Origin of the sequence: Duganella sp. CY15W (genome assembly GCF_009857555.1) — a bacterium.
GTDB classification, from domain to species: Bacteria; Pseudomonadota; Gammaproteobacteria; order Burkholderiales; family Burkholderiaceae_D; genus Rugamonas; species Rugamonas sacchari.
Genome location: NZ_WWCQ01000001.1, coordinates 1059396 through 1086226, shown reverse-complemented (window position 1 = coordinate 1086226; position 26831 = coordinate 1059396). Strand labels below are relative to the sequence as shown.

Here is a 26831-nt window from a genome sequence, read left to right as displayed (position 1 = left end):
GCTATCCCAGGGGTAAAGACTGCAGCCTGCAAGCGCTTTTGCTTGACACCCCAGCGCTCAACCCGTAAGATCGCCGCTCAATTCACTAACTAACTTAGCTATTTATTTTCAATGAGAACCAACTTGACACCACGCTGGCCCATCCTGGTGGTCATGATCGTGGCCGAAATAATGGACTTGGCAGCATCGACCATTGTCAACGTCGGCGGCCCCGCGCTGATCGCGTCGCTAGGCGCCACGCCCGCCCAGATGCAGTGGGGAATAGGCGGCTATGCCTTGACGCTCGGTGCCGGCCTGGTGCTGGGCGGACGGCTGGGTGACCGCTTCGGCCGGCGCCCCATGTTTTTATATGGACTTGCCGCATTCACCATCGCCTCCCTGCTTTGCGCCATGGCGCCGACCATGACCTTCCTGATTGCGCTGCGCCTGCTACAAGGCCTGGCCGGAGCCATGCTGTTGCCACAAGGCCTGGGGCTGTTGCGGGAAAACTATAGCGGTCCGGACCTGGCGAAAGTATTTGGCATATTCGGCCCGGTCCTGGGCCTGGCAGGCATTCTTGGACCGGTGTTGGGCGGCGCACTGGTCGAGGCCAATCTCTTCGATCTCGGGTGGCGATCCGTGTTCCTGATGAATATCCCAATTGGCATCGTCTGCTTCGCCGTCGCCTGGCGCTACCTGCCCCACCGCCCAGGTGACATTACGCTCAAGATTGACGTGATCGGCACCATGATCCTGATGGCTTCCTCGGTCCTGATCGTCCTGCCACTGGGCGGCGGCGAAGGCTGGCCACACTGGGGATGGCCTTGTCTCGGCGCGGCTGCGGTGGGTTTCGCGCTGTTTGTCGTCCGCCAGTCCTCGATCGTCAAGTCCGGACGGACACCGCTGGTCATGCCGTCGATCTTCCAGCAACCGGCCTATACCGCCGGCTTGGCCGGCATCGCACTCTTCTTTTGCTCGCTGGTTGGCATGCAGCTGGTGCTGACGCTGTTTCTGCAAATTGGTCATGGATTCACACCCGGCGAGGCGAGTATTGCCAGCCTCCCCTTTGCAGTGGGAACGGCATGCGGCGCCACGCTCAGTGGCGCGGTTCTGGCGGCGCGCTTCGGCCGCAAGGTCTTGCAGCTGGGCGCTGTGGTACAACTGGCCGGGGTGGTGCTGCTGAAATTTGAACTGGGTACAAGCACCGCGTTTTCCGCGTGGCAGGTGGCGCCAGGCATCCTGGTCTGCGGCATCGGCGCAGGCCTGGTGATTGCGGCGCTGTTCAGCATCATTCTGGCAGCGCTCGACGACCAACAGATCGGCTCAGGCTCCGGCGTACTCTCTGCCGTGCAATCCGTGGCGGCCTCGGTGGGTGTTGCCGTGTTCAGCAGCACATTTTTCCTGGCGAATCCGGCCGTTGCCCCGGCCTCGGCGTTAAGCGCGGCGTTGACCGTTCAAACCATCATACTCATTGCCTTTATTGGCGTGACCTTATTTTTCCCTACCGCTGCAAACCCTGACGTTGAGGCTAACCATGGATGACAAACCGATTCAAACCACAGCATTTCCTGCGGAAGATCCGCGCGGCCTGCACATTGCAGGCGACCCGATCGGCCGGCAGCTGCAAGAGGTCGCCGTACTGACGCGCGAAGTGGCCGAGCAATTAGGCAACGCCATGGGCATCAACCAGACCGATCTGTCGTTGATGGAGCAGCTCATCACCGATGGCCCGCTGTCGCCCAACGAACTGGCATCGCGGCTGTCCGTCACAACGGCCGGCATCACGCTCGTGATTGACCGCCTTGAACGTGCCGGCCATGTCGTGCGAGAGCGGCAGCAGAACGACAAGCGCCGCGTGCTGGTGCGCCCCGTGCAGGCATCCGTTGCACAGACCTACCAGCATATCGCCCCCATGTTGAATCAGCTCGACGAGGTCCTGGGCGCCTTGTCGGCAAATGACCGGAAGACCATCCACCTGTTCCTGGCACAGGTCATCAACGTTTACCGGGATGCCGTGTCAACGCATAGTTTTGCCGGGAAGGCAAAGGAAGACCAATAATGAAACAACGAAAAATTCTGATCACGGGCGCCAGTGTCGCTGGCCCAACCCTGGCTTACTGGCTTGCGCGGCAAGGCATGGACGTCACCGTGGTCGAACGCGCGGCGGAATTTCGCGACGGCGGCCAGACGATCGACGTGCGGGGCGCCGGCAAAATTGTCGCCCAGCGCATGGGACTTGAAAGCGCCATCCGCGCCAAGACTACCCATGAGCATGGCATCACCTTCGTCGACGAACGCAATCGTACCAAGGCCCAGATTGGGGTAGAGGCTTATGACGGCAACGGCCCCATTGCCGAGCTTGAAATTTTGCGCGGCGAACTGGCGAAGCTGCTCATCGAGCACAGCCGGGATAAGGTGGAATACCGCTTTGGCGACAGTATCGCCGCGCTTGAAGAACAAGCCGACGGGGTGCAGGTGCGCTTTGAACAAGGCAGCGTCGCAATGTTCGATCTCGTGATTGCCGCCGAAGGCGTCGGCTCCCACACGCGCAAGCTGGTGTTTGGTGACGAGGTCAAACGGAGATCGTTTGATCTGTACACCGCCTATTTCACCATTCCGCGCGGCCCTGGCGACGCCCACCAGATGCGCTGGTTCAATGCGCCAGGCGGCTTGTGTGTCTGCCTCCGCCCGGACAACCTGGGCACGACCCGCGCGCTGCTGTCGTTCCAGGAGCCACCGCGTGGATACGAGAAGCTGCCGCTCGCCCAACAGAAGCAGCTGCTCAAGGAAAAGTTCAAGGGGCTGGGCTGGGAGACACCGCGCATCCTGGCGGCGCTGGACGACACCCCGGACCTGTATTTCGACCAGATTTCCCAGGTAAAAATGGCGCGCTGGTCCAAGGGGCGCATCGCGCTGGTCGGTGACGCCGCCTATTGCGCTTCGCCGATCAGCGGCATGGGCACCAGTCTGGGCATGTGCGGCGCCTATGTACTGGCGGGCGAACTGGGACGCCATGACAGCCACACCGAGGCGTTCGCCGCTTATGAAAAGATCATGCGGCCCTATGTAGACCAGGCGCAGGACGTGCCGACATTCGCGCCTCGCCTCGCCTCTCCGCACTCACGCACCGGTATCGCAATCGGCCATGCCTTGCTGCGCATGGCGGATACGCCCATTTTCAAGCCATTGCTCGCGAAATTTCTGGCGCCAAAGGCCGATGCGCTTGCGCTGCCGGAGTATCAGATGGCCGGTGCCAGCGAACGGGCAGCTTAGGCCGCAATGGCCGTGTCGGCGGGAGTTTGGTGCAGGATGCGGCCCAGCAGGCGCTGCTCCAGCGCGGCAAACGCCGCATTGCCGCGTGCACGCGGACGTGGCAGGTCAACCTTGAGGTCCAGCGTGATGCGGCCGTCCTCGATCAGTACCACGCGGTCGGCCAGCGCCAGAGCCTCCTGTACATCATGCGTGACCAGCACCGCCGTGAAACCGCGCGCCAGCCACAGCGACTCGATCAGCTGCTGCATCTCGATGCGGGTCAGCGCATCCAGCGCACCCAACGGCTCATCCAGCAACAGCAACTGCGGCTCGTGCAGCAAGGCACGCGCCAATGCCACGCGCTGGCGCTGTCCGCCGGACAGCTCCGATGGCCAATCATCGGCGCGCTCCGCCAGGCCGACCGTGGCCAGCGTGGCTGCCGCTGCGTTCAACGACCGTGGCAAACCGAGCGCCACGTTCTCCAGCACCGACTTCCACGGCAGCAGGCGCGCTTCCTGGAACATGATGCGGATGCTGGCGCCGATACTGCCCTTGCCAACGGCGATACTGCCTTCATCCGCCGTCTCCAGGCCGGCGATGGCGCGCAGCAGCGTGCTCTTGCCGCAGCCACTGCGGCCGACGATGGCGACAAACTCGCCCGCATGCAGCTCCAGCTGAACGTCCTTGAGCACCTTGCGTGCGCCGAACGACTTGCTGACGCTATCCAGTTCCAGCGCCACACCCTGGCGGCGCGCAGGCGGCGCCGACGTCCACGCAGCGCCTTCGCGCGGCAGTGCCCCCGTATCGAATAAAGCGGTGGATATGAACATGCGTTCTCCTTAACGGTAAGCGGGATTCCAGCGCAGGAAGTGCTTCTCCATCCCGCGCGACAGCAGATCAGCAGCCTTGCCCAGCAAGGCGTACAGCAATATCCCCACCAGCACCACGTCAGTCTGCAGGAACTCGCGGGCGTTCATGGTCATATAGCCGATGCCCGCCTGCGCCGAAATCGTCTCGGCCACAATCAGCAGCACCCACACCAGGCCCAGTGAGAAGCGCACGCCCACCAGTATCGACGGCAGCGCGGCTGGCAGAATCACGTCACGGTACAACGGCCAGCCAGACAGGCCATAGCTGCGCGCCATTTCGATCAGGCCCTGGTCGGCCGAGCGTATGCCGTGGAAGGTGTTCAGATACACGGGGAAGAACACGCCCACCGCCAGCAGGAACAGCTTGGCCGTTTCGTCAATGCCGAACCACAGGATCACCAGCGGTATCAAGGCCAGCGCCGGGATGTTGCGGACCATCTGCAGCGTGGTATCGAGCAGTGTCTCGGCGCGGCGGAAGCTGCCGGTGAGCAGGCCAAGCAGCAGGCCCAGACCGGCGCCGATGGCAAAGCCGCTCGCCGCGCGCCACAGGCTGGTGCGCAGATGCACCCATAGCTCGCCCGACAACGCCAGGGTCCAGAAAGCCTTGGCGACCGCCCACGGTTCCGGCAGGATGCGGCTGGACAGCCAGCCTAGTTGCGACGACAGCTGCCACACGGCGATCAGCAGCACAGGCAGCACCCACGGCGCCCACAGGCTTTGCTTCTTCATCTTATGCAGCCTTCTTTTTCGGCACGATATCGCTGGCCATGATCTCGCCGAAAGGACCGGTCAGCGACTGCTCGCCATGATCCTTGCCTTTGCCCAGCAGCGGGAACACCAGCTCCGCAAAGCGGTACGACTCTTCCAGGTGCGGATAGCCCGAGAAGATGAAGGTTTCGATACCCAGGTCCGCATACTCCCTGATACGTGCGACCACGGTTTCGGGGTCGCCCACCAGCGCGGTCCCGGCGCCACCACGCACCAGTCCCACGCCGGCCCAGAGGTTGGGCGATACTTCGAGCTTGTCACGGCGACCGCCGTGCAAAGCTGCCATTCGTTGCTGTCCTACCGAATCCATCCTGGAGAACGCGGCCTGCGCCTTGGCGATGGTTTCGTCATCGAGGTGGCTGATCAGCTCATCGGCCGCACGCCAGGCTTCTTCACTGGTTTCGCGCACGATCACGTGCAGCCGGATACCGAATTTCACGGTGCGGCCATGTTTGGCAGCGCGCGCACGGATGTCGTCCAGCTTGGCCGCCACGGCGGCTGGCGGCTCGCCCCAGGTCAGGTAGACGTCCATCTGCTCCGCTGCCAGTTCATGCGCAGGCTCGGAAGAGCCGCCAAAGTACAGCGGTGGATAAGGCTTCTGCACCGGCGGGTACAGCGTTTTCGCGCCTTTGACGGTAATGTGCTTGCCTTCAAAATCATAACCCTTGTCGCCGCCCTCGCCCGACAGCGAAGCGCGCCAGACGCGAATGAATTCATCCGAAATTTCGTAGCGCTTGGCGTGATCGGCAAACAGGCCATCGGCTTCCAGTTCGCCCTGGTCGCCGCCGGTCACGACGTTAATCAGCAGGCGGCCATTCGACAGCCGGTCAAAGGTGGACGCCATGCGGACTGCCAGCCCCGGCGTGGTCAGGCCCGGACGGATCGCCACCAGGAACTTGAGCTTCTGCGTCACGTGGATCAGCGACGACGCCACCACCCACGCGTCTTCGCACGAGCGGCCCGTCGGCAGCAGCACGCCGTCGTAGCCCAGCGTGTCGGCGGCCACCGCCACCTGCTTCAGATAATTCGCATCGATGGGACGCGCGCCCTTCGACGTGCCGAGGTAGCGGCTGTCGCCATGGGTCGGGATAAACCAGAACAAATTCAGAGACATCTTGATTCCTTATTGCGCTGCCAGCTGTTTGGCCGGCAGCTGTGCATCTTTGACCACGATCGGTTTCGGGATCAGTTTCAGATTCGAGAAGGCATCGGCAACCTTTTGCTGCTGCTCCAGCACCTCACTGGTGATCGGCTTCACGCCGTAGCTGTAGCGCGATGCCGCCAGCGCCACCACATCCACTTCCAGGCCGATCTGCGCCGACAGGATCTGCGCGACCTCCTTCGGATTTTTCGCGCCCCACTCGTCTACCTTGGCGATTTCCTCCAGCACGATGCGGACGATATCGCTGTTCTTTTCTGCGTATGGACGCGAGGCCAGATAGAACTGGTGATTGGCGACCAGGCCTTTGCCATCCGCCAGCACACGCGCATTCAGCTGCTTTTCGGCTGCGGCCAGGAACGGGTCCCAGATCGCCCATGCATCGACGCTACCGCGTTCGAACGCGGCGCGCGCATCGGCTGGCGGCAGATAGACGACGTCAATATCCTTGTAACCCAGGCCGGCTTTTTCCAGCGCCTTCACCAGCAGATAGTGCACATTGGAGCCTTTGTTCAGCACCACCTTTTTACCCTTCAGGTCAGCGAGGCTGCGCAGCCTGGAGTCTTTGGGGACGACGATCGCTTCGCTGCCGGGCGACGGCGGCTCATTGCCGACATAAACCAGGTTGGCGCCAGCCGCCTGGGCAAAGATAGGCGGCGCCTCGCCCACCGTGCCAAAGTCCACGCTGCCCACGTTCAGCCCTTCCAGCAGCTGCGGGCCGGCGGGGAATTCCGTCCACTTGACGGTGACGTTGCGGGAAGCCAGGCGCTGTTCCAGCGTGCCGCGTCCTTTCAGCAGCGTCAGCGTGCCGTATTTCTGATAGCCGATGCGGACTTCCTGTTTGGCCGCGGACTGCGCCTGCGCGCCGCCGGCCGCCATCACGCCCGCCGCAAACAACAAGCCCAAGGTATGGCGGCGTGCCGCGCGTTTCTGGTCAATACTCATCCCGCCTCCTTATCGCGCCAGACGCACGGGCTGCGCCTGCGTCACAAATACATCGTCCGCCTGCTGACGCAGCACGTTCAGTGCGGCGGACAAGGCGTCCACGCCATCCTGCACGCGCCAGGCAATCGCCTGGTCCAGCGTCAGGCCGCTGACGTCATTCCAGGTCAGCTGCTGCGAGGTGGCGTAAATACTGGTCAATACCTGGCGCGCTTCCAGCGCCTGCAGCACCGGGCGCAGCGCATAGTCCAGCGCCAGCATGTGCGACTGGCTGCCGCCGGTGGCCAGTGGCAGCACCAGCTTGTCTTTCAGGCCATCTTGCGGCAGCAGGTCGAGGAAGGCCTTCAGGATCCCGGTGTAGGACGCCTTATAAACAGGCGTCGCCACCACGATCGCCTCTGCTTCAGCCACCGCATCCACGGCGCGCTTGATGGCCAGATCGGTGAAATCTGCATGCAGCAGGGCTTTGGCAGGCAGGTCGCGGACTTGTAATTTGCTGCGGCGGTGGCCGAGCGCGGCCAGCTTGTCGCCAACGTGATCCAGCAACCGGCCGGTGCTGGAAGGTGCGGCCGGGCTGCCGCTGAGGAGAAGAATGCTCATGGTACTGTCCCTTTGTTTTAATCGTGGCTGCCAGAATAAATCTGCACTATTGAAATCAAAACGAATTGTTTTACGCTTCGATATGCGAAAACCATTGCATGAGTTTTTCGCATATCAAAAGCCGGAATTCTTCGTGTACGGCGTTTAGGTGCGGATGCAATACTAAAAACACCGATACCAAGACGACGGACATACCATGTCTCAAGCACTATTAAAAACGTCGCACGGCAGTGCGTACAATCCGCTCAGCGTTGCCGCCGAACTGGCGCAACGGCTGGCAGCGACCGCCAACACCCGCGACCAGGCCGGCGGCCACGCGGCGCAGGAACGCGAATGGATACGCGAATCCGGTCTGCTCACCCTGTCCATCCCCACCGCATTTGGCGGCCAGGGCGCGGACTGGCCGACGGTCTATCAGGTGATCCGCATACTGGCCCGCGCCGACAGCGCGCTGGCGCATGTCTTCGGCTTCCACCACTTGCAACTGGCCGGCATCCAGCTGTATGGCAACGCCCAGCAGCAGCGCCGCCTTCTGACGCAGACCGTGGAGCAGAACCTTTTCTGGGGCAATGCACTGAATCCGCTGGACAAGCGCACCACCGCCACCGATGCCGACTACGGCTTCCAGCTCGACGGCATCAAAAGTTTTTCGTCCGGCTCCGTGGGCTCGGACTGGCTGACCATCTCGGCCTGGCATGCGGAAACCCAGTCGGCGCTGATCGGCGTGGTCCCTGCACGCCAGCATGGCGTGTCCGTGCAGGCGGACTGGGATGCCTTCGGCCAGAAGCAGACCGACAGCGGCAATGTGCATTTCAACCAGGTGTCGCTGCCGTCCACGCAGGTGCTGCAAGCGCCAGGCGTGCAGGCCACGCCGCAAGCCACCTTGCGTTCGCAGGTGGCGCAACTGATTATGGCCAATCTCTACCTGGGCATAGGCGAAGGCGCCTTTGAAGCGGCGCGCGAATACCTGGCGAAAGAAGCGCGGCCCTGGTTTGCCTCGGGTGTCGCCTCCGCCGGCGCCGATCCGCTGGTGCAGCACCGCTTTGGCCAGCTGTGGCTCAAGCTGCGGCCAGCGTCGGTGCTGGCCGACCAGGCGGCGCAGGAACTGGAGCGCGTGTTCCGTCTCGGCTCGGCTGTCACCGCGCAACAGCGTGGCGAACTGGCGATTTCCGTGGCCGAGGCCAAGGTGCTGTCGCACCGCGCCGGCGTGGAAGTCAGCAGCGAGATCTTCGAGCTGACGGGCGCCCGTTCCACCTCCATCAAATTTGGCTTTGACCGTTTCTGGCGCAATGCGCGCGTGCACACGCTGCACGATCCGGTCGATTATAAAATCCGCGACCTCGGACGCTATGCACTCGACGGTACGCTGCCTGAACCTACTGCTTATTCCTGATGACTACCCCCCTGATTCGCATCGAACATGCGAGCAAATCCTTTGGTGACTTCCACGCGGTGCGCGATGTATCGCTGGAGGTCGGCCAGGGCGACATTTTTGGCCTGATCGGCAAGAGCGGCGCGGGCAAGTCCACGCTGCTACGTTTAATCAACCTGCTGGAGCGTCCGGATGCGGGCGCGGTTACGGTCGATGGCCGTGAACTGACTTCGCTTTCCAAGCGCGACCTGCGTGACGCGCGCTCCAACATCGGCATGATCTTCCAGCAGTTTAACCTGCTGCAAAACGCCAGCGTGTTTGAGAACGTGGCGTTCCCGCTGCGCATCCACGGCGGCCAGACCAAGCAGCAGATCGCTGCGCGGGTGGCGGATTGCCTGGAACTAGTGGGCCTGAGCGACAAGACGGAAAGCTATCCGGCGCAGCTGTCCGGCGGACAAAAGCAGCGCGTCGCCATCGCTCGCGCACTGGCCAGCAAGCCTGCGGTGCTGCTGTGCGATGAACCGACTTCCGCACTTGATGCGGAAACCACGCGCGCCCTGCTCGCCACGCTCAAGGACATCAACCATCGCCTGGATGTGACCATCGTGATCGTCAGCCATGAGCTGGACGTCATCAGTGAAATCTGCAATCGCGTGGCCGTGATTGAAAACGGCGCCATCGCCGAACAGTTTGCGCTGGACGACGCCGCCACGCTCGCGGGGCCGCGCCTGACCGCCCTGGGCCGCGAGCTGGCCGCCGCCAGCGCCGCCAACACACTGGCCGTGATCGCGCCACAGCCGGAGAGCATCCATGTCTGAACTCATTTCCTCGCTGGCCGTGTCGGCCAATGCTATCGCCGCCATGCTGCCTGAAATGTGGGAAGCACTGGGCCAGACCCTGCTCATGCTGGGCATCGGTTTGTCCGCCGCGCTGCTGATCGGCGGACCGCTGGGCATCCTGCTGTTCCTGGTCGCGGACGGCCAGTCCCTGCAAAACCGCCCTGCCGCCTTGGTACTGGGCTGGCTGGTGAATACCGTACGTTCGTTCCCGTTCATTATCCTGCTGGTTGCGCTGGTGCCGTTCACACGCGTCATCGCCGGCACGTCCATCGGCCCGCTGGCTGCCGCCGTGCCGTTGTCGTTTGCGGCCGTGCCGTACTTCGCCCGGCTGGTTGAACAGAATCTGCGCGAAGTGCCGCGCGGCGTCATCGAAGCCGCGCACGCCATGGGTGCATCGGAAATGCAAATCATCCTGCGCGTACTGCTGGTGGAAGCCCGCTCCGGCCTGGTGCTGGCGCTGACCGTGCTGTCGATCAGCTTCCTGTCCTATTCCGCCGTTGCCGGCGTAGTGGGCGGCGGCGGCATCGGCGACCTCGCGATCCGCTACGGCTACTACCGCTTCGAAACCGACATCATGGTCGCCACCGTGGCCATCCTGATTCTGATGGTGCAGGTCATCCAGTTCGCTGGCAACCGCATCGCCAAACGCATAGACAAACGCTAAACAAGGAAATACATGAACAATCGCCGCACCCTGCTGGTGGCCGCACTGGCCGCCGCCGTCAGCTTCTCCGCCCACGCCAAAGATCCCAAGGAACTGGTGATTGGCACCAGCTCCGGCCCGTATGCGGACCAGCTCAAGCTGGGCATCAAACCTATCCTTGAGAAGCAAGGCTACAAGGTCAAGCTGGTGGAGTTCAACGACTACATCCAGCCCAACTTCGCGCTGGCGGAAGGTTCGCTGGACGCCAACGTCTTCCAGCACATCATCTACCTCAACAAATTCTCGACCGATCACAAGCTGGCACTGTCGGAACTGATCAAGATACCGACTGCGCCCATCGCCATCTACAGCAAAAAGCACAAGTCGCTCAACGAGGTAAAAGACGGCACCACCATTGCCCTGCCTAACGATCCAACCAATCAGGCGCGCGCGCTGGTGCTGCTGGACCAGCAGGGCTGGATCAAGCTGCGCGAGAAAACCGATCCGCTCAAGGCATCGGAACGGGACATCGCTGCCTACAACAAGAAAATCAAGCTGCTGCCGCTGGAAGCCGCGCAGCTGCCACGCTCCCTGCAGGATGTCGATTTCGCTTTCATCAACGGTAACTATGCGGTGGCATCGGGCCTGAAACTCAAAGACTCGCTGCTGAGGGAGAAAATTTCGCCAGCCTACGCCAACCTGGTGGCCATCCGCACGGCGGACAAGGACAAGCAGTTTGCCAAGGATATCGCCGCCGCCTACCGCTCGCGTGAATTCCTGGAATTGACCAACAAATACTTCACCGACTACGCCAAGACCGACTACCAGCTCGCGCTGGAAAAGTAATGCCTAAACTCATCCGCTTCAACGCTTTTCAGATGAACACCGTGAGTCACCAGTCCCCGGGACTGTGGACTCACCCGCGCGACAACAGCCACCGCTACACAGATCCCGACCATTGGACCGAACTGGCGCAGTTGCTGGAGCGCGGCCGGTTTGACGCCATCTTCCTGGCGGACGTACTGGGCATCTACGACGTCTACCAGGGCAATGCCGATGCCGCCTTGCGCCACGCCGTGCAAGCGCCATTGAACGATCCGCTGGCGCTGGTGCCGCTGATGTCGCAGGTCACCAGGCACCTCGGCTTCGGCGTCACGTGCGCGCTGCCATACGAACATCCCTATACTTTCGCCCGCCGCATGTCGACGCTGGACCATCTGACGCGCGGCCGCATCGGCTGGAATATCGTGACCGGTTATCTGGACAGCGCCGCGCGCAATCTCGGCCTGAACCAGCAACTGAGCCACGATGAACGCTATGACCTGGCCGACGAGTATATGGAAGTCGTCTACAAGCTGTGGGAGCAAAGCTGGGACGATGACGCGGTAGTCAACGACAAGGAACGGGGCGTCTACACCGATCCGTCACGCGTCCATCCGATCAATCACGAAGGCAGGTTCTACAAAGTGCCGGGCTTCCACCTGAGCGAGCCGTCGCCGCAACGCACACCTCTGCTGTACCAGGCCGGCACCTCGCCGCGCGGCACCGCATTCGCGGCCAAGCATGCCGAATGCACTTTCGTGAGCGGCCCAAGCAAAAAGGTGGTGAAGAAGTATGCCGATGACCTGCGTGCCGCCGTGCGCGCGGCCGGACGCGATGGCGGCGATCTGAAAATTTACGCCCAAGCCCTCATCATTACCGCGCCCACCGAGGCAGAGGCACGCGCCAAGCACGAGGAATACAAGCGCCATATCGATATCGAGGCTGCACTGGCCTTGCTATCTGGCTGGACTGGTGTCGATTTCAGCAGGTTCCCGCTGGACGCCACCATCGAATACATCGACTCCGACGCCGGCCGCTCCGCGCTAGCCTCCTTCAGCCAGGCCGACCCGGACCGCAAGTGGACCGTGCGCGAAGCGGCCGAATTCATTGGCCTCGGTGGCCGCGGCCCGGTGCTGGTCGGCGACCCGCGCCAGGTCGCCGACCAGCTTGAATCCTGGCTTGACGACACCGGCATCGACGGCTTTAACCTGGCCTTTGCCGTCGCCCATGAAAGCATGCGCGATGTGGTGGACCTCGTCGTGCCGGAACTCCAGCAGCGCGGCCGCTACCAGCGCGACTACAGCCCTGGCACCCTGCGCCATCAGCTATTCGGCCGCAACCGCCGTTAGAACAGAACGGCGCGCACACTCAGTCGTTGCGCATCTGCGCTTGCGAGACGTTGCTGGCTGGCGGCACGCTTTGCGTCAGCCACACGTTACCGCCAATGGTGGAGCCGGCGCCGATGGTGATGCGGCCCAGGATCGTCGCGCCAGCGTAGATCACCACATCGTCTTCAACGATAGGATGGCGCGGCACGCCCTTGATCAGCACACCCTGTTCGTCAGCCGGGAAGCGCTTGGCGCCCAGCGTCACATGCTGGTACAGGCGCACGCGCTGGCCGATGATCGCGGTTTCGCCGATCACCACACCGGTGCCATGGTCGATGAAGAAACTGGCGCCGATCTGCGCCGCCGGGTGGATGTCGATGCCGGTTGATGAATGTGCGATGTCCGATATCAGACGTGCCAGGAACGGCGAACCCAGTTGGTGCAGGCTATGCGCCAGGCGGTAGTACAGGATGGCGATGGTGCCCGGATAGCACAGCATGATTTCCGCCACCGAGGTCGCCGCCGGGTCGCCGGAAAACGCCGCCAGCACGTCAGACACCAGCAAGGCCCGCACCTCGGGCAGACTGGCCGCAAAGCTGCGTGTGATGTCGTGCGCCTGGCGCGTCATCGCCTCCTCATCCGGGATCGCCTCTTCCGCCGAAAACTGCAGGCCGCGCCGTACCTGCTCCGCCAGCCGGTTCAAGGTCGTATTGAGGGTATCGCCGACGAAAAAGTCGATGCTTTCGTCGGTCAGGTTGGGACGGCCGTAATGGGTGGGGAACAGCGCCGCCTGCAAGCCGTTGACGATGGTGGTCAGCGCCTCGCGCGACGGCAGCTCGCGCACACGGCCATGGTGGCGGATGTTGTGGGTAGCTTCGCGCGATACGCGCAATTGTTCGATCACGCTGGCCAGGTTCCAGTGCGATGGTTTGACGGACGCCGCGTCAAAAGTATCTATAGTCATAATGTCTCGAATTCGGAAAACGTGGACGTAGTCGCCCACTGTACAGCTTAACCATTGCGCTCGCCTACACGAACGAAGGTTTTCAGCGTTTCTTATGCGGCATCCGCATATCGCGTAAAATGCCGGGTCCAACGAACAATACGCTATTCATGAATATTCTGCTGACGCTGATGCTGGCCGGCCTTTCCATGGTCGGTCCATTGGCCATCGACACCTATCTGCCGTCCTTCCCGGCCATCGCTCAGGCATTTAACGCCAGCCCGCTGCTGATCCAGCAGACGCTGTCGATGTTCCTGTTCTGCTTTGCGTTCATGATGCTGTTTTACGGTACGCTGTCCGACTCGTTCGGCCGCCGTCCGGTGATTATCATTTCGCTGGTCCTGTATATCGCCGCCTCGATCGTGGCGGCGATGGCGCCATCCATCGGCGTGCTGCTGGCCTGCCGCATCGTACAAGGCCTGGCTGCAGGCGCAGGTTCGGTGGTGGGCCGCGCCATCGTGCAGGACCGCTTTTCCGGCGCCGCCGCGCAAAAGATCCTGTCGCATATCATGATGGTGTTTGGCCTGGCGCCCGCCATTGCGCCGGTGCTGGGCGGCTGGCTGCAAGTGAGCTTCGGCTGGCGCTCGGTGTTCTGGTTCCTGAGCGCTTTCGGCATCCTGATGCTACTGGCCGTGTACCGCGCGCTGCCGGAAAGCCTGGCGGTCAAGGACCGTCATCCCTTCCACCTGGGCGTGATCGCCAAAAACTACTGGAAGGTGCTGTGCCACCACCACTTCCTGCTGCTGGCGGTTGCTGTCGGCATGTGCTTTGCGGGCGTGGCGCTGTACATCGGTTCCGCCGCTTATTTCGTCATGAATATCCTGCACCTGCCGGAGACGGCATTCGCCTGGATGTTCGTGCCGCTGATTAGTGGCATGGTGATCGGCTCCGCGCTGTCCGGCAAGTTCGCACACAAGTTCTCGCGCACAGCACAGGTGTGGCTGGGCTTTGCGGTGATGATTACCGCAGGCGTCATCAACGTCGCCTACAACAGCTTCTTTGTGGCGGAAGTGCCGTGGGCGGTGATGCCGCTGTTTATCTACTCGTTCGGCCTGGCGCTGGCCATGACGCCGCTGTCGCTGATCGCACTGGAATACTTCCCGAATAACAGCGGCCTGGCCGCGTCGATGCAGTCCTTCATCCAGATGCTGCTGTTTGCACTGGTGTCCGGCCTGGTGGCGCCGCTGCTGTTCGACAGTGCGCTCAATCTGGCCTGGGGCGTGCTCGCCAGCCTGGTTCTCAGCGTTATCGCCTGGATGCTGGCGCAGACCGGCAAGCCGGTCGTCCACGAATAATCAGGGCCAGGGCGCGGGATTCAGATCGACATACTGCGCCCCGCCCTGTTCCGGCTCCCGGTCCGCCGGCTGGCCGGCCGGCGCCTGCGACGGATTGCGCAACCCCAGTATCTCCTTGCGTGACTCGACAAAATCCGCGCTCGACAGCGGATGCTCCTGATCCGGCCAGTTCTCTACCGCCCACGCCTGCAATTGCTCGAAACGCTGCCACAATTCGCTGATGAAGCGGCGGCGTGCATCTTCATTATCCATAAGGCCTCCTTCGATATTGCGCCAGTCTGGCGCAAAGCCGGAAATGCTTCGGTACGCAAGTTCACGCTCAAGCATGTAAAATAAAAGATTAACCCGCCAAAGCCTGAACCACCGAATGCGCCTGACCTCATTTACCGATTATTCATTGCGCACGCTGCTCTATCTGGCAGCCAATCGGGACCGACTGGTAACCATCCAGGACATCGCCGATCTGCACGTGATTTCAAAGAATCACCTGATGAAGGTGGTTTATCAACTCGGTCTCTCCGGCCTGGTGGAGACGGTACGCGGCCGCAATGGCGGACTGCGGCTGGCCAAGGAACCCAGGGACATCAATATCGGTGCGCTGGTCCGCTCCACCGAGACGGACTTTTTCATGGCCGAGTGTTTCGACCGCGCCAGCGATACCTGCCCGCTCACGCCCAACTGCAAGTTGAAGCACACGCTGAACGACGCCACCAAGGCCTTCCTGACGGTGCTGGACCAGCAGACGCTGGAAGACATGCTGCCGTCGAAAGAGCCGCAGTCCAAGCCGGTGCGCCTGATGCGCGGCGCGGCCAAGGCCTGAGCCTTACGCGGCCAGCTGCGGCAGGGACGCCATCAGGTCCGAGAAGCGCTGGCCCTGTATCATGACATGCTCGCGCAGCAGCTGCGCGGCCAGCTCGCCATCGCCATCCAGAATGGCTTTCACCACTCCATCGTGCTCGTTGTAGGAATTGGCCAGGCGATTGCGCACCCGCAGTTGCAGGCGGCGGTAAGGACGCAGGCGGCGATATAGCGCGCGCGTCTGCTCGATCAAAAACTGGTTATGGCTGCCGGCGTAGATCGCCTCGTGGAATACCTCGTTCTTGTAGTAGTAGGCATCCGGCTCCTGCGCTTCCAGCGCCTGCTGGCAGGCCTGGTGCGCGGCCAACAGGGCCTGCTGCTCGGCCGGCGTCATGCGGCGCGCGGCCAGGCGGCCGCAGGTCGCTTCCAGTTCCGACATCACTTCAAACATCTCCACCAGCTGCTGCGGTCCCAGCTCGGCCACGATGGCGCCGCGCCGTGGACGGATCACCACCAGCCCCATCGAGGACAGCTGTATCAGCGTCTCCCGGATCGGCGTGCGCGACACACCGAAACGCGTGGCGAGTTCGGTTTCGTCCAGATGCTGCCCCGGCTTGAGCTCGCCGACAGCGATCATCTCTTCGATTTGTTCACGCAAGGTGGCGGAGTGAGTAGTCATGGTCACATTATATCGCTTGACAATGTATTCGCAACCGCTATTCTTGTATACACGAAAAAGAAGATTGCATATCGAATGCGATATCGATAATATTTCCGGACATCAACTCCTTGGAGGAAAGTATGACTGCTATTACCCGCAGGTCCGCTCTGGCAAGCATCGCCGCTCTGGCCACCAGCCCGTTGTTGTTGCAACCAGCCTGGGCGCAAACCGCGCTCAAGATTTCCCACCAATTCCCCGGCGGCACCCTCACCGAGGGCGATTTCCGCGACCGCCTGACCCGCATGTTTGCCGCCGAAGTGGAGAAGCGTTCCAAGGGCGCGCTCAAGTTCGCGGTCTATCCCGGCTCCTCGCTGATGAAGACCAACGCCCAGTTCTCCGCCATGCGCAAGGGCGCGCTGGACCTGTCGCTGGTGCCGCTGTCGTATGCGGGCGGCGAAGTACCGGAAGTGAATATCGGCCTGATGCCTGGCCTGGTGACGTCATATGACCAGGCTTATGGCTGGAAGAATGCGGAAGTGGGCAAGGAGCTCGCGCGCATCCTGTACGACAAGGGCATTGTGATGGTCAGCTGGATCTGGCAGGGCGGCGGCATGGCCTCGCGCGGCAAGCCGGTGGTGGACCCGGACGATGCCAAGGGTATGAAAATCCGTGGCGGTTCGCGCGAGATGGACCTGATGCTGAAAGCCGCCGGCGCCGCCGTGGTCACGCTGCCATCCAACGAAATCTACGCCGCCATGCAGACCGGCGCGATGGAAGCCGCGCTGACCTCCTCCACTTCGCTGATCTCGTTCCGGCTTGAGGAAGTATCGAAAGCATTGACCACGGCGCGCGCCGGTTCCTACTGGTTCATGCTGGAGCCGCTCATGATGTCGCGTTCCATCTTCGACCGTCTGCCCAAGGACCAGCAGCAGCTGATCCTGGCGGTCGGCGCCGAACTGGAAGCCTTCGCGCTCAAATCGTCCAAGGAAGACGACCAGCAAGTCGCCAACGTCTACCAGAAGACCGGTTCCAAGGTGGTGGATATGAACCCGGCCGCACTGAAAAAATGGCAGGCCATCGCCAAGGCCACCGCATGGAAGGACTACAGCGAGAAAAATCCAAGCTGCGCCAACCTGCTGAAGCTGGCGGAGAAAACCCTGTGAGTCACGGCGTCGAACTCACGCCATCGCGCGGTCCGGCGCCGCCGGACAACGCTGTCATCGCCTTGTTGACGGCGTGGCTGGACAAGCTCAATCGCGCGCTCATGGTGCTGTCCATGATCGCCCTGGTGCTGACGGCGCTGGTGCTGACTTATTCAGTGGTGTCGCGCTACTTCTTCAAGGCGCCGACCGACTGGCAGGACGAGGCATCGGTGTTCATGCTGGTCGGCGTGACCTTTTTCTGCACTGCCTACGTCCAGTACCATCGCGGCCATATCGGCATTGAAGCGATTGCGGGCTTGCTGCCGCGCCGCGTGAACGCGATCCGCCTGTTCGTGGTCGACCTGGCCTCGACGCTGTTCTGCGCTTTCTTTACCTGGAAGTCGTGGATGCTGTTCCATGAAGCGTGGGTCGATGGCCAGACCACCTCCTCTACTTTTGCACCGCCACTGTGGATACCCTACTCCATGATGGCCGCCGGCATGACGCTGCTGACCTTACAGCTGCTGTTGCAAACGCTGGCCCGCATCACCAATAAACCGGAGCATGCAGCATGAGTGAACTGACCTTGGGCGCGCTGTACGGCGCCGTCACGCTGGTGGTGATGTTTTCCGGGATGCCGATTGCCTTCGCGCTCGGCATCGTGGCCACCGGCTTTATGTACTTCTTCATGCCGGCATCCTCGCTGGATACGGTTACCCAGAACGTCTACGAAGAGATGGCGTCGATCACGCTGCTATCGATTCCGCTGTTTATTCTGAAAGGCGCAGCCATCGGCAAATCGCCGGCCGGCCGCGACCTGTATTCGGCGATCCACACCTGGATGCACAAGATCCCCGGTGGACTGGGCATCGCCAACGTATTTGCGTGCGCGTTGTTTGCCGCCATGGCCGGCTCTTCGCCTGCCACCTGCTCGGCCATCGGCTCGGCCGGCATCCCGGAAATGCGCAAGCGCGGCTACTCGCCAGGCTTCGCCGCAGGCATCATCGCGGCGGGCGGCACGCTGGGCATCCTGCTGCCGCCATCGATCACCATGATCCTGTACGCGGTCGCTGCGGAGCAGTCGCTGGGCCGCCTGTTCCTGGCCGGGATCGGCCCCGGCATCCTGCTGGTGGTGCTGTTCGCCGGTTACGCCGTGTACCGCGCCCGCAAGGAATACCGCATGGCGCTGGACATCTACCAGAAAGGCGGCGAGAAATCGGCCTATCTGGAAGACGAGCACTTCACGCTGAAAGAAAAAGTGGAGATGCTGCCGCGCGTGCTGCCGTTCATCGTGCTGCTGATCGGCGTGATGGTCGCGCTGTACGGCGGCTTCGCCACCCCATCGGAAACCGCGGGCCTGGGCGCGCTGCTGGCCATGGCGCTGCTGGCTGTGATCTACGGCGTATGGAAGCCGAAGGACTTGTCGCCCATCCTTGGTTCCTCGATCAAGGAATCGACCATGCTATTACTGATCATCGGCATGTCGCTGCTGTACTCCTACGTGATGAGCTACCTGCACATCAGCCAGTCGGCCGCCGCGTGGGTAGTCAGCCTGCACCTGTCCAAATGGGTGCTGCTGGCGGTGATACTATGCATGGTGATCGTGTTCGGCTTCTTCCTGCCGCCGGTTTCCATCATCCTGATGACAGCGCCGATCATCCTGCCGCCGCTGCGCGAAGCAGGCTTTGACCTGATCTGGTTCGGCATCGTGATGACGGTGGTGATGGAGATGGGGTTGATCCATCCACCGGTCGGCTTGAATATTTTCGTCATCAAGAACATTGCGCCGGACATTCCGCTCAAGGATGTGATCTGGGGCGTGTTCCCGTTCCTGTTGCTGATGGTGGTCGCGGTGCTGCTGCTGTGCTTCTTCCCGTCGATTGCAACTGGCCTGCCTGACATGATTATGGGAGCAAAATAAAATGTCCTGGAACACCTTGCAGCAAAATCGCGAGGCGCGATTGCAGCGCGCCCGCGCGGCGCTCGGCAGCGAACTGGATGGCAAAAGCCTGCCAGCAGCGCGCATCGCCGATCTGCTGCATGCGGTTATCGAATGCGGCGACCGCGTTTGCCTCGAAGGCAATAACCAGAAGCAGGCCGATTTTCTCGGCCATGCGCTGGCCCACCTGAATCCGGAGCGTGTCAACAACCTGCACATGCTGCAGTCGGTACTGGCGCTGCCGGAGCATCTGGATGTCTTCGAGCGCGGGGTCGCCGCGCGGCTGGATTTCTCGTTCTCCGGTCCGCAGGCGGCGCGCGTGGCGCGGCTGGCATCGGCCGGCAAGCTGAATATCGGCGCCATCCATACCTACCTGGAGCTGTTCAGCCGCTACTTCATCGACCTGCCGCCGCGCGTGTGCCTGATCGCGGCGGAAGCGGCCGACCGTCACGGCAATCTGTACACCGGCCCGAACACCGAGGACACGCCTGCCATCGTGGAGGCCACGGCTTTCAAGCAAGGCATCGTCATCGTCCAGGTGAACAAGCTGGTGGACAAGGTGCCGCGCGTGGACGTGCCGGGCGACTGGGTGGACTTTGTGGTGCAGTCGCCGCGTCCCTATTACATCGAGCCGCTGTTCACGCGCGATCCGGCGCAGATTTCCGAGATCCAGGTGCTGATGGCAATGATGGCGATTAAAGGCATCTACGCAGAATACGAAGTACAGCGCCTGAATCACGGCATCGGTTTCGATACGGCAGCCATCGAGCTGCTGCTGCCGACCTATGCGGAATCGCTCGGCCTGCGCGGCAAGATCGGCAAGCACTGGGCGCTGAATCCGCATCCGGCGCTGATACCCGCCATTGAAGCAGGCTTTGTCAGCTCGGTGCATTCCTTTGGTTCCGAGCTAGGCATGGAAGACTACATCCACGCGCGACCGGACGTTTTCGCCATCGGTCCGGACGGCACCATGCGCAGCAACCGCGCCATGTGCCAGGCCGCCGGCCACTATGCCTGCGATATGTTCATCGGCTCGACCTTGCAGATCGATTTGCAGGGTAACTCCTCCACCGCGACGGCTGGCCGTATCTCCGGCTTCGGCGGCGCCTCCAACATGGGCGCCGATGCGCGCGGCCGCCGTCACGCCAGCCCGGCATGGCTGAAAGCCGGCCAGCAGGCGCGCGAAGGCCGCAACACCATCCCGCGCGGCCAGAAGCTGGTGGTACAGATGGTCGAAACCTTCCGTGAGCATATGCAGCCGGCCTTCATTGACAAGCTGGATGCATGGACGCTCATGGAGCAGGCCAAAATGGCCATCCCGCCGGTGATGATTTACGGCGATGACGTCACCCACATCCTGACCGAGGAAGGCATCGCCAACCTGCTGCTGTGCCGCACCGATGAGGAACGCGAGCAGGCAATACGCGGTGTGGCTGGCTACACGCCGGTCGGACTGGGCCGCGATCAGCGCATGGTGGAAAACCTGCGCGACCGTGGCATCATCACCCGCGCCGAAGACCTGGGCATCGACAAGCGCATGGCCACGCGCGACCTGCTGGCTGCCCGCAACATGAAAGACCTGGTGCGCGCATCGGGCGGTTTGTACAATCCGCCCAAGCGTTTCCGCAACTGGTAAGGAGCACGAAGATGGAAACCCTGAATTATCGATTTGAACAAGGCAGCCGTCGCCTCACCGCGCCCCCCGAAGTGGTGGGCGTGGTCGGCTCAGGCAATCTGGAAGTGCTGATCGAGCCGGCTGACTTGAACGGCGCCTGCACCATTGAGATCAGCACGGCCGCTGTCGGCTTTGGGCCGATCTGGGAAGCCGTGATGCGCGACTTCCACCAGCGCTGGCTGCTGGCCGACACCCGCATCTCGATCAACGACATGGGCGCCACGCCCGCCGTTGTCAGCCTGCGCATGGACCAGGCAGTGCAAACCATGCTGGGAGACGCATGATGAGCCGGCCTGTCAGTTATCAGGAAGCGACTGCACGCGAGCGTTTGCAGCATTTGTTCGACGCGGGCAGCTTTGAAGAATTTATTCCGCCATCCGCCCGCATCACCAGCCCGCACCTGGCGCAGTTGAATGCGCCGGTGGCGTTTGACGATGGCGTCGCTATCGGCCGCGCGCTGCTGGGCGGCATGCCGGTATACGTCGCGGCACAGGAAGGCGCTTTCATGGGCGGCGCCGTCGGCGAGGTGCATGGCGCCAAACTGGTCGGCCTGTTGCGCAAGGCGGTTGCCGACAAGGCAGCGGCGGTGGTGCTGCTGGTGGAATCGGGCGGCGTGCGCCTGCACGAAGCCAACGCCGGCCTGATCGCCGTGTCGGAAGTCATGCGCGCGCTGCTCGATGCGCGCGACGCCGGCATTCCCGTGATCGCACTGGTGGGCGGCGCCAATGGCGCGTTTGGCGGCATGGGCATCGTCACGCGCTGCGCCAATATGGTCGTCATGTCGGAAGAAGGACGTCTGGCCATGTCCGGCCCGGAAGTGATTGAAACGGCCAGCGGCGTGGAGGAATTCGATTCGCGTGACCGCGCGCTCGTGTGGCGTACCTCCGGCGGCAAGCACCGCTATCTGCTGGGCGATTGCCAGCGCATCGTCGCCGACGACATGGCGGCCTTCCGCGCTGCCGCGCAGGAAGCGGTCGCCACACTGGCCGGCACGCCAACCGGATTGACGCTGGCGGCGCTGGAAGCAGAACAGCAGATGCTGGAAGCACGCCTGAACAACTATGGCGCCCTGCCCGATCCAGTGGATATCTGGAGCGCGATGCAGATGCCCGATGCGTCCAACATTCCCATGCTGGACGTCGACAGTTTTATCGCGGCGGCGGCAACCCACCGCCAGGGAGTCTGAGATGGATTGGAAAAAACTCGCCGATGCCCTGTTCCCCGAAGGGCACGCGATTGTTGAACAGAATGACTTCCTGTGCGGCAGCGCGCAGGTGGATGGCAAAGCCGTTGCGGTGATCGGCACTACCGGCCACACGCCCATCGGCGTGGAAATCGCGCTGGCGCAAGCCACGACCATCCTGCGCACGGTACGCGAATTCCCCGGCATGCCGATCGTGATGCTGATTGATACGCAGGGCCAGCGCCTGCGTCATCGCGATGAAATGTTAGGCATCAACAGCTACATGGCGCATCTGGGCAAGTGCGTGGACCTGGCCCGCCGCCAGGGCCATAAGATCATCGGTCTGGTATATGACCAGGCGCTGTCGGGCGGTTTCATCACCAGCGGCCTGATGGCGGATGCCTGCCACGCCCTGCCCGATGCGACCATCCGCGTCATGGGCCTGCCCGCCATGGCGCGCATCACCAAGGTGCCGGAAGAACTGCTGACTGAACTGGCGCAGAGCAATCCGGTGTTTGCACCAGGGCCGGAAAACTACCTGCGCATGGGCGGCCTGGAATCGATCTGGGATGGCGACCTGGCTGCGCATTTGCGCACCGCGCTGGCACAGCAAACGCAGGGCGACCAGCGCAGCGCGCTGGGCTTGCAACGCGGCGGGCGTCGTCTGGCGCAACCGGTGATTGATGCAGTGGTCTCTGGCGGTCATGTCCAGCGTCACTGAATCTGTTGAGCGGCACATGCTGGCCTGGTTGACAGAAGCCGGCTGGCGCTCGGTCATGCGCTCGGCGCAGAACGAGCATATGCTGGCGCTCAAACTGTGGCAAAGCCAGGACTGGCCGCTTGTCGTGCGCCGCCTGGACGCCGATGCGGCGCCTGACGAAGTCTGTCTGGGCCTGCCTTTGCCGCCGGACGAAGCCACTGGCGCCAAGATACGCATTTCGCTGCGCGTGCGCCGGGAGGAAATCACCAAGACAAGGCCCGCGACCACGCTGCGCAGCAGCTTGCCGTCAGCCGGCCCTTTCCGCGAGCGCTTAGCTGCCTTGTGCGAGGAAGCAGGCGCTCTGGGTCTGCGCGTGTATGGATCGCTGGCCATGCAGACTCTGACCGGCATGCCTTATCTTTCACCCAGGTCGGATGTGGATGTGCTGTTTCATCCCGCCAGCCGCCAGCAGCTGGATCAGGGCCTCGCGCTGCTGGTCCGCCATGCTGCGTCGCTGCCGCTGGATGGCGAAGTCGTGTTCCCCGGCGATCAGGCCGTATCGTGGAAAGAATGGCAGTTGGCGATGACGCATCCGGCCAAGGTCATGGTGAAAGCATTGCAGTCCGTGCGGCTGGCCGATACCGCATCGCTGCTGGCGACGTTGCAGGAGGCCTCGTGATATCCCAATCCAGCCTGCGCCCAGCGCCACGCAACACCCCGGCCCCGCACCTTGGCCACGCTGAGCGCACTGCATTTGCAAGTGAAGTGGCGCGACTGGCGGTGCGCAGCCTGCACGCGGAGCTATGCCTGTATCCCAAGCCTGGCCTGGTGTCGCCAGTAGACAGCGGCAGTCACGATGATATGGACGCGGGCACTTTCATGCGCAGCATGTTCTCGCTGCGGCACTACTTCCGAAAAATCTGTCTGGCGGGATGGGATGACGCACCGTTTGCGCAACTGAAGCAGCTCGGCATCGCAGCCGAGACAGCAATGCTGAAAGCGACCAGCGGCATCAACACCCACCGCGGTGCGATTTTTAGCCTCGGCATGCTGTGCGCCACCGCTGGCCGCGCCCGCGCGCAAGGTACACCCATAACGCCGGCCGCGTTGCGCGCAGCGATGCTGATACGCTGGGGCGAGGAACTCGCCATGCACGCCGCCCCTGCCGGAGCCGCGCCAAGCAATGGCTTGCGCGTCGCCGCGCGGTATGCGGTGAGCGGTGCACGCGAGGAAGGTGCATTAGGCCTGCCATCCGTATTTGAAGTCGGTCTGCCCGCCATGCTGGCCTCGCGCGAACGCGGCGCTACCGTGACTGAAGAACGCGTCGATACGCTGTACACGCTGATGGCCCACATCAGCGACAGCAACGTCTACCACCGCGCCGGACCGCACGGCGCGCAGATCGTCCGCGAACACGCGCAGCGCTTCCTGGCCCAAGGCGGCACCGCCTACGTCAACTGGCTTGCCGATGCGGCCGACAGTCACCGCACTTTCGTGCGGCATCGCCTTTCGCCAGGCGGCGCAGCCGATCTGCTGGCGGCCTGCTGTCTGGTGCAGTCGATTGCGGCAATGGACCAGCCATGAGCTATCCGCGCCTGCTGCTGCTGTGCCCCGGACAAGGAGACCAGCATCCCGACATGTTCAATCTGGCGCGCACCAGTCCTGCCGCATCGGCACTGCTGGACAGCTTGCCTGGCATTGCCGCCATGAACAGCGCCGACATCTACGCCAACCGCAATGCCCAGCCACTCATCGTGGCCGCAACGCTGGGCATGTGGGAAGCCATCCGCGATATCGCACCGCCGCCTGCGCTGGTGGCAGGTTACAGCGTCGGCGAGCTCTCGGCTTACAGCGTGGCGGGGGCGATCACGCCAGCACAGGCCATCGCACTTGCCACACAACGCGCACAGCTGATGGACGATTGCCAGCGCGCTGCACCGGGACAAGCGCTGGTCACCATCACCGGTTTGCCGCTGACCAGCGCCAGCACACTGGCTGCCGCTTACGGCTATCACGTCAGCATAGAAACGGGCGAAGACAGCTGCATCACCGGCGGGCCTGACGCGCAGGCAGACGCGCTGCAGCAGGCAATTGAAGCATCAGGCGCGCGCAGCAAACGGCTGCCGGTGCCAGTGGCGTCCCATACGCCGTATATGCAGGACGCGGTATCGCCATTTGCCGCAGCGCTCGACGCGGCCGCATTTCAGGCGATGCAAGCCCCGGTGATAGCGGGGATCAGCGCTGCGCCAGTCAGCACGCGCGCCGCGGCTATCGACACCCTCTCGCGCCAGCTCGCAGAAAAAATCCGCTGGCTGTCCTGCATGGATGCGGCAGCCGAAGCAGGCATCACGGCCGCGCTGGAACTTGGCCCCGGCGGCGCGCTATCGAAAATGCTGCAGAACCGTCATCCACAGATCGCCACGCGTTCGGTCGCGGACTTCCGTACGCTGGACGGCATCGGCAAATGGCTGGACCGCGTACTCGACACCTAGCGCATATTCTGCGTCGCCCAGGCGATGATATTGGATGCATCCATCGCGCCCGGCTGGCGCGCAATTTCGCGGCCGCCCTTAAACAGGGCCAGCGTCGGAATGCTGCGGATCGCATAACGCGCTGCCAGATCCTGGGCCTGCTCCGTATCGACCTTCACCACACGGAACTGCGGCTCCAGCCGTTGTGCCGCTTGCGCATAAAACGGCGCCATCGTCCGGCACGGTCCGCACCATGGCGCCCAGAAATCCACCAGCACGGGGATATCGCTACGCTCGATGTGCTTGAGGAAGCGTGCACTGCCCAGGTCCACCGGCGCCCCGGTGAACAACGCTTTCTGGCACTTGCCGCACACCGGTTCAGCCGACAGCTTGGCGGCAGGTACGCGGTTGACCGCGTCGCAATGGGGGCAGACGATATGCAGCGACTCAGCTTGCGCGGCGCTTGAGGTTGTCATTGTTTATCTCCAAACAGCTCAGTACAGGCTGAGCATGATAATCCAAGGACAAAAAAAATGCCGCACGAGGACCTCGCTTCCCTCGCACGGCACGTCAACCCTTGATCAGTGACAGGGCTGCTCAAGGCTCCTTGCGGGCCGTTGGCTGCTTGCTACCCTGCGCGGCGGCCTGCGGCGGCACGGCATGGCCACCTTGGACATTACCGTCCGTGCCATTGGTAGCACTTTGCATGGTCTGGCTGCCACGGCTCTCATTGCCGCGACCGTAGCGGGCGCCATTACCGACGGAGAAAGGATCACTGAATTTTTCGACCGCGTCCTGATGGTTGCGCAGGGTCTTTGCCGTTTCTTCCGACGTCACACGGGCGACTTCCTCCGCCAGTGCTTTCGCCGTGCGGCTGGTTTCCTGTATGTGCTCTTCGGCGACTTTGGACAGGTCAACATGCGTATCGGCAGCAATGCGCGACAAATGTTGCTGGTAGGCGCGCAGTTTTTCCGCTGCCGGCTGGGCATGGGCGGCGGCAGCAGCCAGTGCTTCGGTTGGCCGGTGCGCCGTGATGAGGGTCTGGCCGACCTGCGTCCCCTCTTCCAGCAGGGTTTGGGCCAGTTGTAGATTCAGATCGCTGTATTGCTGGGCAGTGTGGAACAGCGACTTTGACATGTCATTAAAGAACGACAGTTGCGCTTCCAGATGGTTTTTTGCTGCTGGGGTAACAGACTGAGAAAATGGATACATACTTACCTCTAAAGTGAAAGAGAAATGGCAGGGGAATTTGTCCAACAGATTCGACACCGCGCGTGCGGTGCGAACACCAAGGCTACGTTAGCGCCACACGATTCGTTTGATCTGCATCAAACATATCGGGGCCATTCGACGCCGATCCGTCTGTATCCAGACAATTCCTACACCATCCC

30 protein-coding genes are annotated in these 26831 nt (G+C 62.4%); 20 read left to right on the top strand and 10 right to left on the bottom strand.

All coding sequences use genetic code 11. From position 1 onward, the window contains the following. Positions 1-111 precede the first annotated feature (111 nt). From GTP58_RS05185 to GTP58_RS05175, 3 genes are read left to right on the top strand one after another with little or no spacing between them, the layout of a single operon-like run. Positions 112-1521 carry an MFS transporter gene (locus GTP58_RS05185; protein ID WP_161076542.1) on the top strand — a complete coding sequence of 470 codons (1410 nt, stop codon included), beginning with the start codon at positions 112-114 and terminating at the stop codon, positions 1519-1521. Next, positions 1514-2038 (top strand): MarR family winged helix-turn-helix transcriptional regulator, encoded by a 525-nt coding sequence (locus tag GTP58_RS05180; protein ID WP_161076541.1) that lies wholly within the window; start codon positions 1514-1516, stop codon positions 2036-2038. The genes GTP58_RS05185 and GTP58_RS05180 overlap by 8 nt, the downstream gene beginning before the upstream one ends. Further along, complete coding sequence (locus GTP58_RS05175) at positions 2038-3252, top strand: FAD-dependent monooxygenase (protein ID WP_161076540.1); 1215 nt, start codon at positions 2038-2040, stop codon at positions 3250-3252. Before GTP58_RS05180 ends, GTP58_RS05175 begins: the two co-directional genes overlap by 1 nt. Here GTP58_RS05175 and GTP58_RS05170 read toward each other — a convergent pair. From GTP58_RS05170 to ssuE, 5 genes are read right to left on the bottom strand one after another with little or no spacing between them, the layout of a single operon-like run. Then, positions 3249-4061 (bottom strand): ATP-binding cassette domain-containing protein, encoded by an 813-nt coding sequence (locus GTP58_RS05170; protein ID WP_161076539.1) that lies wholly within the window; start codon positions 4059-4061, stop codon positions 3249-3251. The genes GTP58_RS05175 and GTP58_RS05170 overlap by 4 nt on opposite strands. Positions 4062-4070: 9 nt before the next feature. Continuing rightward, positions 4071-4829 (bottom strand): aliphatic sulfonate ABC transporter permease SsuC, encoded by a 759-nt coding sequence (gene ssuC, locus GTP58_RS05165; RefSeq protein WP_161076538.1) that lies wholly within the window; start codon positions 4827-4829, stop codon positions 4071-4073. Between the two features lies 1 nt (position 4830). After that, on the bottom strand, positions 4831-5976 hold the full coding sequence (gene ssuD, locus GTP58_RS05160; RefSeq protein WP_202413573.1) for an FMNH2-dependent alkanesulfonate monooxygenase: 1146 nt from the start codon (positions 5974-5976) through the stop codon (positions 4831-4833). A 15-nt stretch (positions 5977-5991) separates the two neighbouring features. Next, a complete protein-coding gene (locus GTP58_RS05155) occupies positions 5992-6972 on the bottom strand; it encodes a sulfonate ABC transporter substrate-binding protein (RefSeq protein WP_161076536.1) in 981 nt (326 codons plus the stop codon). A gap of 9 nt (positions 6973-6981) precedes the next feature. After that, positions 6982-7569, bottom strand: a complete 588-nt coding sequence (gene ssuE, locus GTP58_RS05150; RefSeq protein WP_161076535.1) for an NADPH-dependent FMN reductase — start codon at positions 7567-7569, stop codon at positions 6982-6984. Positions 7570-7765: 196 nt separating this feature from the next. Here ssuE and GTP58_RS05145 point away from each other — a divergent pair, with 196 nt between their 5' ends. From GTP58_RS05145 to GTP58_RS05125, 5 genes are read left to right on the top strand one after another with little or no spacing between them, the layout of a single operon-like run. Then, positions 7766-8962 carry an acyl-CoA dehydrogenase family protein gene (locus GTP58_RS05145; RefSeq protein WP_161076534.1) on the top strand — a complete coding sequence of 399 codons (1197 nt, stop codon included), beginning with the start codon at positions 7766-7768 and terminating at the stop codon, positions 8960-8962. Continuing rightward, positions 8962-9759 (top strand): methionine ABC transporter ATP-binding protein, encoded by a 798-nt coding sequence (locus GTP58_RS05140; RefSeq protein ID WP_161076533.1) that lies wholly within the window; start codon positions 8962-8964, stop codon positions 9757-9759. Before GTP58_RS05145 ends, GTP58_RS05140 begins: the two co-directional genes overlap by 1 nt. Beyond that, complete coding sequence (locus GTP58_RS05135) at positions 9752-10444, top strand: methionine ABC transporter permease (RefSeq protein ID WP_072784088.1); 693 nt, start codon at positions 9752-9754, stop codon at positions 10442-10444. The genes GTP58_RS05140 and GTP58_RS05135 overlap by 8 nt, the downstream gene beginning before the upstream one ends. Positions 10445-10456: 12 nt before the next feature. Then, entirely contained in the window at positions 10457-11269 is an 813-nt protein-coding gene (locus GTP58_RS05130) for a MetQ/NlpA family ABC transporter substrate-binding protein (RefSeq protein WP_161076532.1), read from the top strand. After that, positions 11269-12594, top strand: coding sequence for an LLM class flavin-dependent oxidoreductase (locus GTP58_RS05125; RefSeq protein ID WP_161076531.1), 1326 nt, complete (start codon positions 11269-11271; stop codon positions 12592-12594). The genes GTP58_RS05130 and GTP58_RS05125 overlap by 1 nt, the downstream gene beginning before the upstream one ends. Positions 12595-12613: 19 nt before the next feature. On the opposite strand, the gene epsC is transcribed toward GTP58_RS05125, so the two are convergent. After that, the gene (gene epsC / locus GTP58_RS05120; RefSeq protein ID WP_161076530.1) at positions 12614-13537 is read right to left on the bottom strand and encodes a serine O-acetyltransferase EpsC; all 924 of its coding nucleotides are present in this window, start codon (positions 13535-13537) and stop codon (positions 12614-12616) included. 149 nt (positions 13538-13686) lie between these two features. On the opposite strand from epsC, the gene GTP58_RS05115 reads away from it, so the two are divergent. Next, positions 13687-14871 carry a multidrug effflux MFS transporter gene (locus GTP58_RS05115; RefSeq protein ID WP_161076529.1) on the top strand — a complete coding sequence of 395 codons (1185 nt, stop codon included), beginning with the start codon at positions 13687-13689 and terminating at the stop codon, positions 14869-14871. Here the strand turns inward: GTP58_RS05115 and GTP58_RS05110 are convergent, their stop codons facing one another. Next, complete coding sequence (locus GTP58_RS05110; protein ID WP_161076528.1) at positions 14872-15123, bottom strand: hypothetical protein; 252 nt, start codon at positions 15121-15123, stop codon at positions 14872-14874. A 115-nt stretch (positions 15124-15238) separates the two neighbouring features. On the opposite strand from GTP58_RS05110, the gene GTP58_RS05105 reads away from it, so the two are divergent. Further along, positions 15239-15691, top strand: a complete 453-nt coding sequence (locus GTP58_RS05105; protein ID WP_072784082.1) for an Rrf2 family transcriptional regulator — start codon at positions 15239-15241, stop codon at positions 15689-15691. A gap of 3 nt (positions 15692-15694) precedes the next feature. Here the strand turns inward: GTP58_RS05105 and GTP58_RS05100 are convergent, their stop codons facing one another. Beyond that, positions 15695-16348 carry a GntR family transcriptional regulator gene (locus tag GTP58_RS05100; protein ID WP_161076527.1) on the bottom strand — a complete coding sequence of 218 codons (654 nt, stop codon included), beginning with the start codon at positions 16346-16348 and terminating at the stop codon, positions 15695-15697. Between the two features lie 122 nt (positions 16349-16470). On the opposite strand from GTP58_RS05100, the gene dctP reads away from it, so the two are divergent. From dctP to GTP58_RS05050, 10 genes are read left to right on the top strand one after another with little or no spacing between them, the layout of a single operon-like run. Then, positions 16471-17493, top strand: a complete 1023-nt coding sequence (dctP, locus tag GTP58_RS05095; RefSeq protein ID WP_161076526.1) for a TRAP transporter substrate-binding protein DctP — start codon at positions 16471-16473, stop codon at positions 17491-17493. Then, a complete protein-coding gene (locus GTP58_RS05090; RefSeq protein WP_072784079.1) occupies positions 17490-18047 on the top strand; it encodes a TRAP transporter small permease in 558 nt (185 codons plus the stop codon). Before dctP ends, GTP58_RS05090 begins: the two co-directional genes overlap by 4 nt. Then, positions 18044-19393 carry a TRAP transporter large permease gene (locus tag GTP58_RS05085; RefSeq protein ID WP_072784078.1) on the top strand — a complete coding sequence of 450 codons (1350 nt, stop codon included), beginning with the start codon at positions 18044-18046 and terminating at the stop codon, positions 19391-19393. The genes GTP58_RS05090 and GTP58_RS05085 overlap by 4 nt, the downstream gene beginning before the upstream one ends. 1 nt (position 19394) lies before the next feature. Continuing rightward, positions 19395-21047 carry a malonate decarboxylase subunit alpha gene (mdcA, locus tag GTP58_RS05080; RefSeq protein WP_161076524.1) on the top strand — a complete coding sequence of 551 codons (1653 nt, stop codon included), beginning with the start codon at positions 19395-19397 and terminating at the stop codon, positions 21045-21047. Between the two features lie 11 nt (positions 21048-21058). Beyond that, the gene (mdcC, locus tag GTP58_RS05075) at positions 21059-21370 is read left to right on the top strand and encodes a malonate decarboxylase acyl carrier protein (RefSeq protein WP_072784076.1); all 312 of its coding nucleotides are present in this window, start codon (positions 21059-21061) and stop codon (positions 21368-21370) included. Continuing rightward, positions 21370-22272 (top strand): biotin-independent malonate decarboxylase subunit beta, encoded by a 903-nt coding sequence (locus tag GTP58_RS05070; RefSeq protein ID WP_161077264.1) that lies wholly within the window; start codon positions 21370-21372, stop codon positions 22270-22272. Before mdcC ends, GTP58_RS05070 begins: the two co-directional genes overlap by 1 nt. A 1-nt stretch (position 22273) precedes the next feature. Further along, on the top strand, positions 22274-22990 hold the full coding sequence (gene mdcE / locus GTP58_RS05065; RefSeq protein ID WP_161076523.1) for a biotin-independent malonate decarboxylase subunit gamma: 717 nt from the start codon (positions 22274-22276) through the stop codon (positions 22988-22990). Positions 22991-23006: 16 nt separating this feature from the next. Then, positions 23007-23648, top strand: a complete 642-nt coding sequence (gene mdcG / locus GTP58_RS05060) for a malonate decarboxylase holo-[acyl-carrier-protein] synthase (RefSeq protein WP_161076522.1) — start codon at positions 23007-23009, stop codon at positions 23646-23648. Next, on the top strand, positions 23648-24553 hold the full coding sequence (mdcB, locus tag GTP58_RS05055) for a triphosphoribosyl-dephospho-CoA synthase MdcB (RefSeq protein WP_373924722.1): 906 nt from the start codon (positions 23648-23650) through the stop codon (positions 24551-24553). The genes mdcG and mdcB overlap by 1 nt, the downstream gene beginning before the upstream one ends. Beyond that, a complete protein-coding gene (locus tag GTP58_RS05050) occupies positions 24550-25461 on the top strand; it encodes an acyltransferase domain-containing protein (protein ID WP_161076520.1) in 912 nt (303 codons plus the stop codon). The genes mdcB and GTP58_RS05050 overlap by 4 nt, the downstream gene beginning before the upstream one ends. Here GTP58_RS05050 and trxC read toward each other — a convergent pair. Beyond that, positions 25458-25916, bottom strand: coding sequence for a thioredoxin TrxC (gene trxC, locus GTP58_RS05045; protein WP_161076519.1), 459 nt, complete (start codon positions 25914-25916; stop codon positions 25458-25460). The genes GTP58_RS05050 and trxC overlap by 4 nt on opposite strands. A gap of 121 nt (positions 25917-26037) precedes the next feature. Next, positions 26038-26652 (bottom strand): TIGR01841 family phasin, encoded by a 615-nt coding sequence (phaP, locus tag GTP58_RS05040; RefSeq protein ID WP_161076518.1) that lies wholly within the window; start codon positions 26650-26652, stop codon positions 26038-26040. Positions 26653-26831 lie beyond the last annotated feature (179 nt).

Coding starts and splice junctions, on each gene's coding strand:
- epsC (WP_161076530.1), bottom strand. CDS start 13,537: ATGACTATAGATACTTTTGACGCGGCGTCCGTCAAACCATCGCACTGG.
- GTP58_RS05185 (WP_161076542.1), top strand. CDS start 112: ATGAGAACCAACTTGACACCACGCTGGCCCATCCTGGTGGTCATGATC.
- GTP58_RS05070 (WP_161077264.1), top strand. CDS start 21,370: ATGAGCCGGCCTGTCAGTTATCAGGAAGCGACTGCACGCGAGCGTTTG.
- GTP58_RS05050 (WP_161076520.1), top strand. CDS start 24,550: ATGAGCTATCCGCGCCTGCTGCTGCTGTGCCCCGGACAAGGAGACCAG.
- GTP58_RS05115 (WP_161076529.1), top strand. CDS start 13,687: ATGAATATTCTGCTGACGCTGATGCTGGCCGGCCTTTCCATGGTCGGT.
- GTP58_RS05105 (WP_072784082.1), top strand. CDS start 15,239: ATGCGCCTGACCTCATTTACCGATTATTCATTGCGCACGCTGCTCTAT.
- GTP58_RS05140 (WP_161076533.1), top strand. CDS start 8,962: ATGACTACCCCCCTGATTCGCATCGAACATGCGAGCAAATCCTTTGGT.
- mdcG (WP_161076522.1), top strand. CDS start 23,007: ATGCTGGCCTGGTTGACAGAAGCCGGCTGGCGCTCGGTCATGCGCTCG.
- GTP58_RS05110 (WP_161076528.1), bottom strand. CDS start 15,123: ATGGATAATGAAGATGCACGCCGCCGCTTCATCAGCGAATTGTGGCAG.
- GTP58_RS05130 (WP_161076532.1), top strand. CDS start 10,457: ATGAACAATCGCCGCACCCTGCTGGTGGCCGCACTGGCCGCCGCCGTC.
- GTP58_RS05155 (WP_161076536.1), bottom strand. CDS start 6,972: ATGAGTATTGACCAGAAACGCGCGGCACGCCGCCATACCTTGGGCTTG.
- GTP58_RS05100 (WP_161076527.1), bottom strand. CDS start 16,348: ATGACTACTCACTCCGCCACCTTGCGTGAACAAATCGAAGAGATGATC.
- ssuE (WP_161076535.1), bottom strand. CDS start 7,569: ATGAGCATTCTTCTCCTCAGCGGCAGCCCGGCCGCACCTTCCAGCACC.
- GTP58_RS05145 (WP_161076534.1), top strand. CDS start 7,766: ATGTCTCAAGCACTATTAAAAACGTCGCACGGCAGTGCGTACAATCCG.
- trxC (WP_161076519.1), bottom strand. CDS start 25,916: ATGACAACCTCAAGCGCCGCGCAAGCTGAGTCGCTGCATATCGTCTGC.
- ssuC (WP_161076538.1), bottom strand. CDS start 4,829: ATGAAGAAGCAAAGCCTGTGGGCGCCGTGGGTGCTGCCTGTGCTGCTG.
- GTP58_RS05170 (WP_161076539.1), bottom strand. CDS start 4,061: ATGTTCATATCCACCGCTTTATTCGATACGGGGGCACTGCCGCGCGAA.
- GTP58_RS05085 (WP_072784078.1), top strand. CDS start 18,044: ATGAGTGAACTGACCTTGGGCGCGCTGTACGGCGCCGTCACGCTGGTG.
- phaP (WP_161076518.1), bottom strand. CDS start 26,652: ATGTATCCATTTTCTCAGTCTGTTACCCCAGCAGCAAAAAACCATCTG.
- dctP (WP_161076526.1), top strand. CDS start 16,471: ATGACTGCTATTACCCGCAGGTCCGCTCTGGCAAGCATCGCCGCTCTG.
- GTP58_RS05125 (WP_161076531.1), top strand. CDS start 11,269: ATGCCTAAACTCATCCGCTTCAACGCTTTTCAGATGAACACCGTGAGT.
- mdcC (WP_072784076.1), top strand. CDS start 21,059: ATGGAAACCCTGAATTATCGATTTGAACAAGGCAGCCGTCGCCTCACC.
- mdcA (WP_161076524.1), top strand. CDS start 19,395: ATGTCCTGGAACACCTTGCAGCAAAATCGCGAGGCGCGATTGCAGCGC.
- GTP58_RS05135 (WP_072784088.1), top strand. CDS start 9,752: ATGTCTGAACTCATTTCCTCGCTGGCCGTGTCGGCCAATGCTATCGCC.
- GTP58_RS05175 (WP_161076540.1), top strand. CDS start 2,038: ATGAAACAACGAAAAATTCTGATCACGGGCGCCAGTGTCGCTGGCCCA.
- GTP58_RS05180 (WP_161076541.1), top strand. CDS start 1,514: ATGGATGACAAACCGATTCAAACCACAGCATTTCCTGCGGAAGATCCG.
- mdcE (WP_161076523.1), top strand. CDS start 22,274: ATGGATTGGAAAAAACTCGCCGATGCCCTGTTCCCCGAAGGGCACGCG.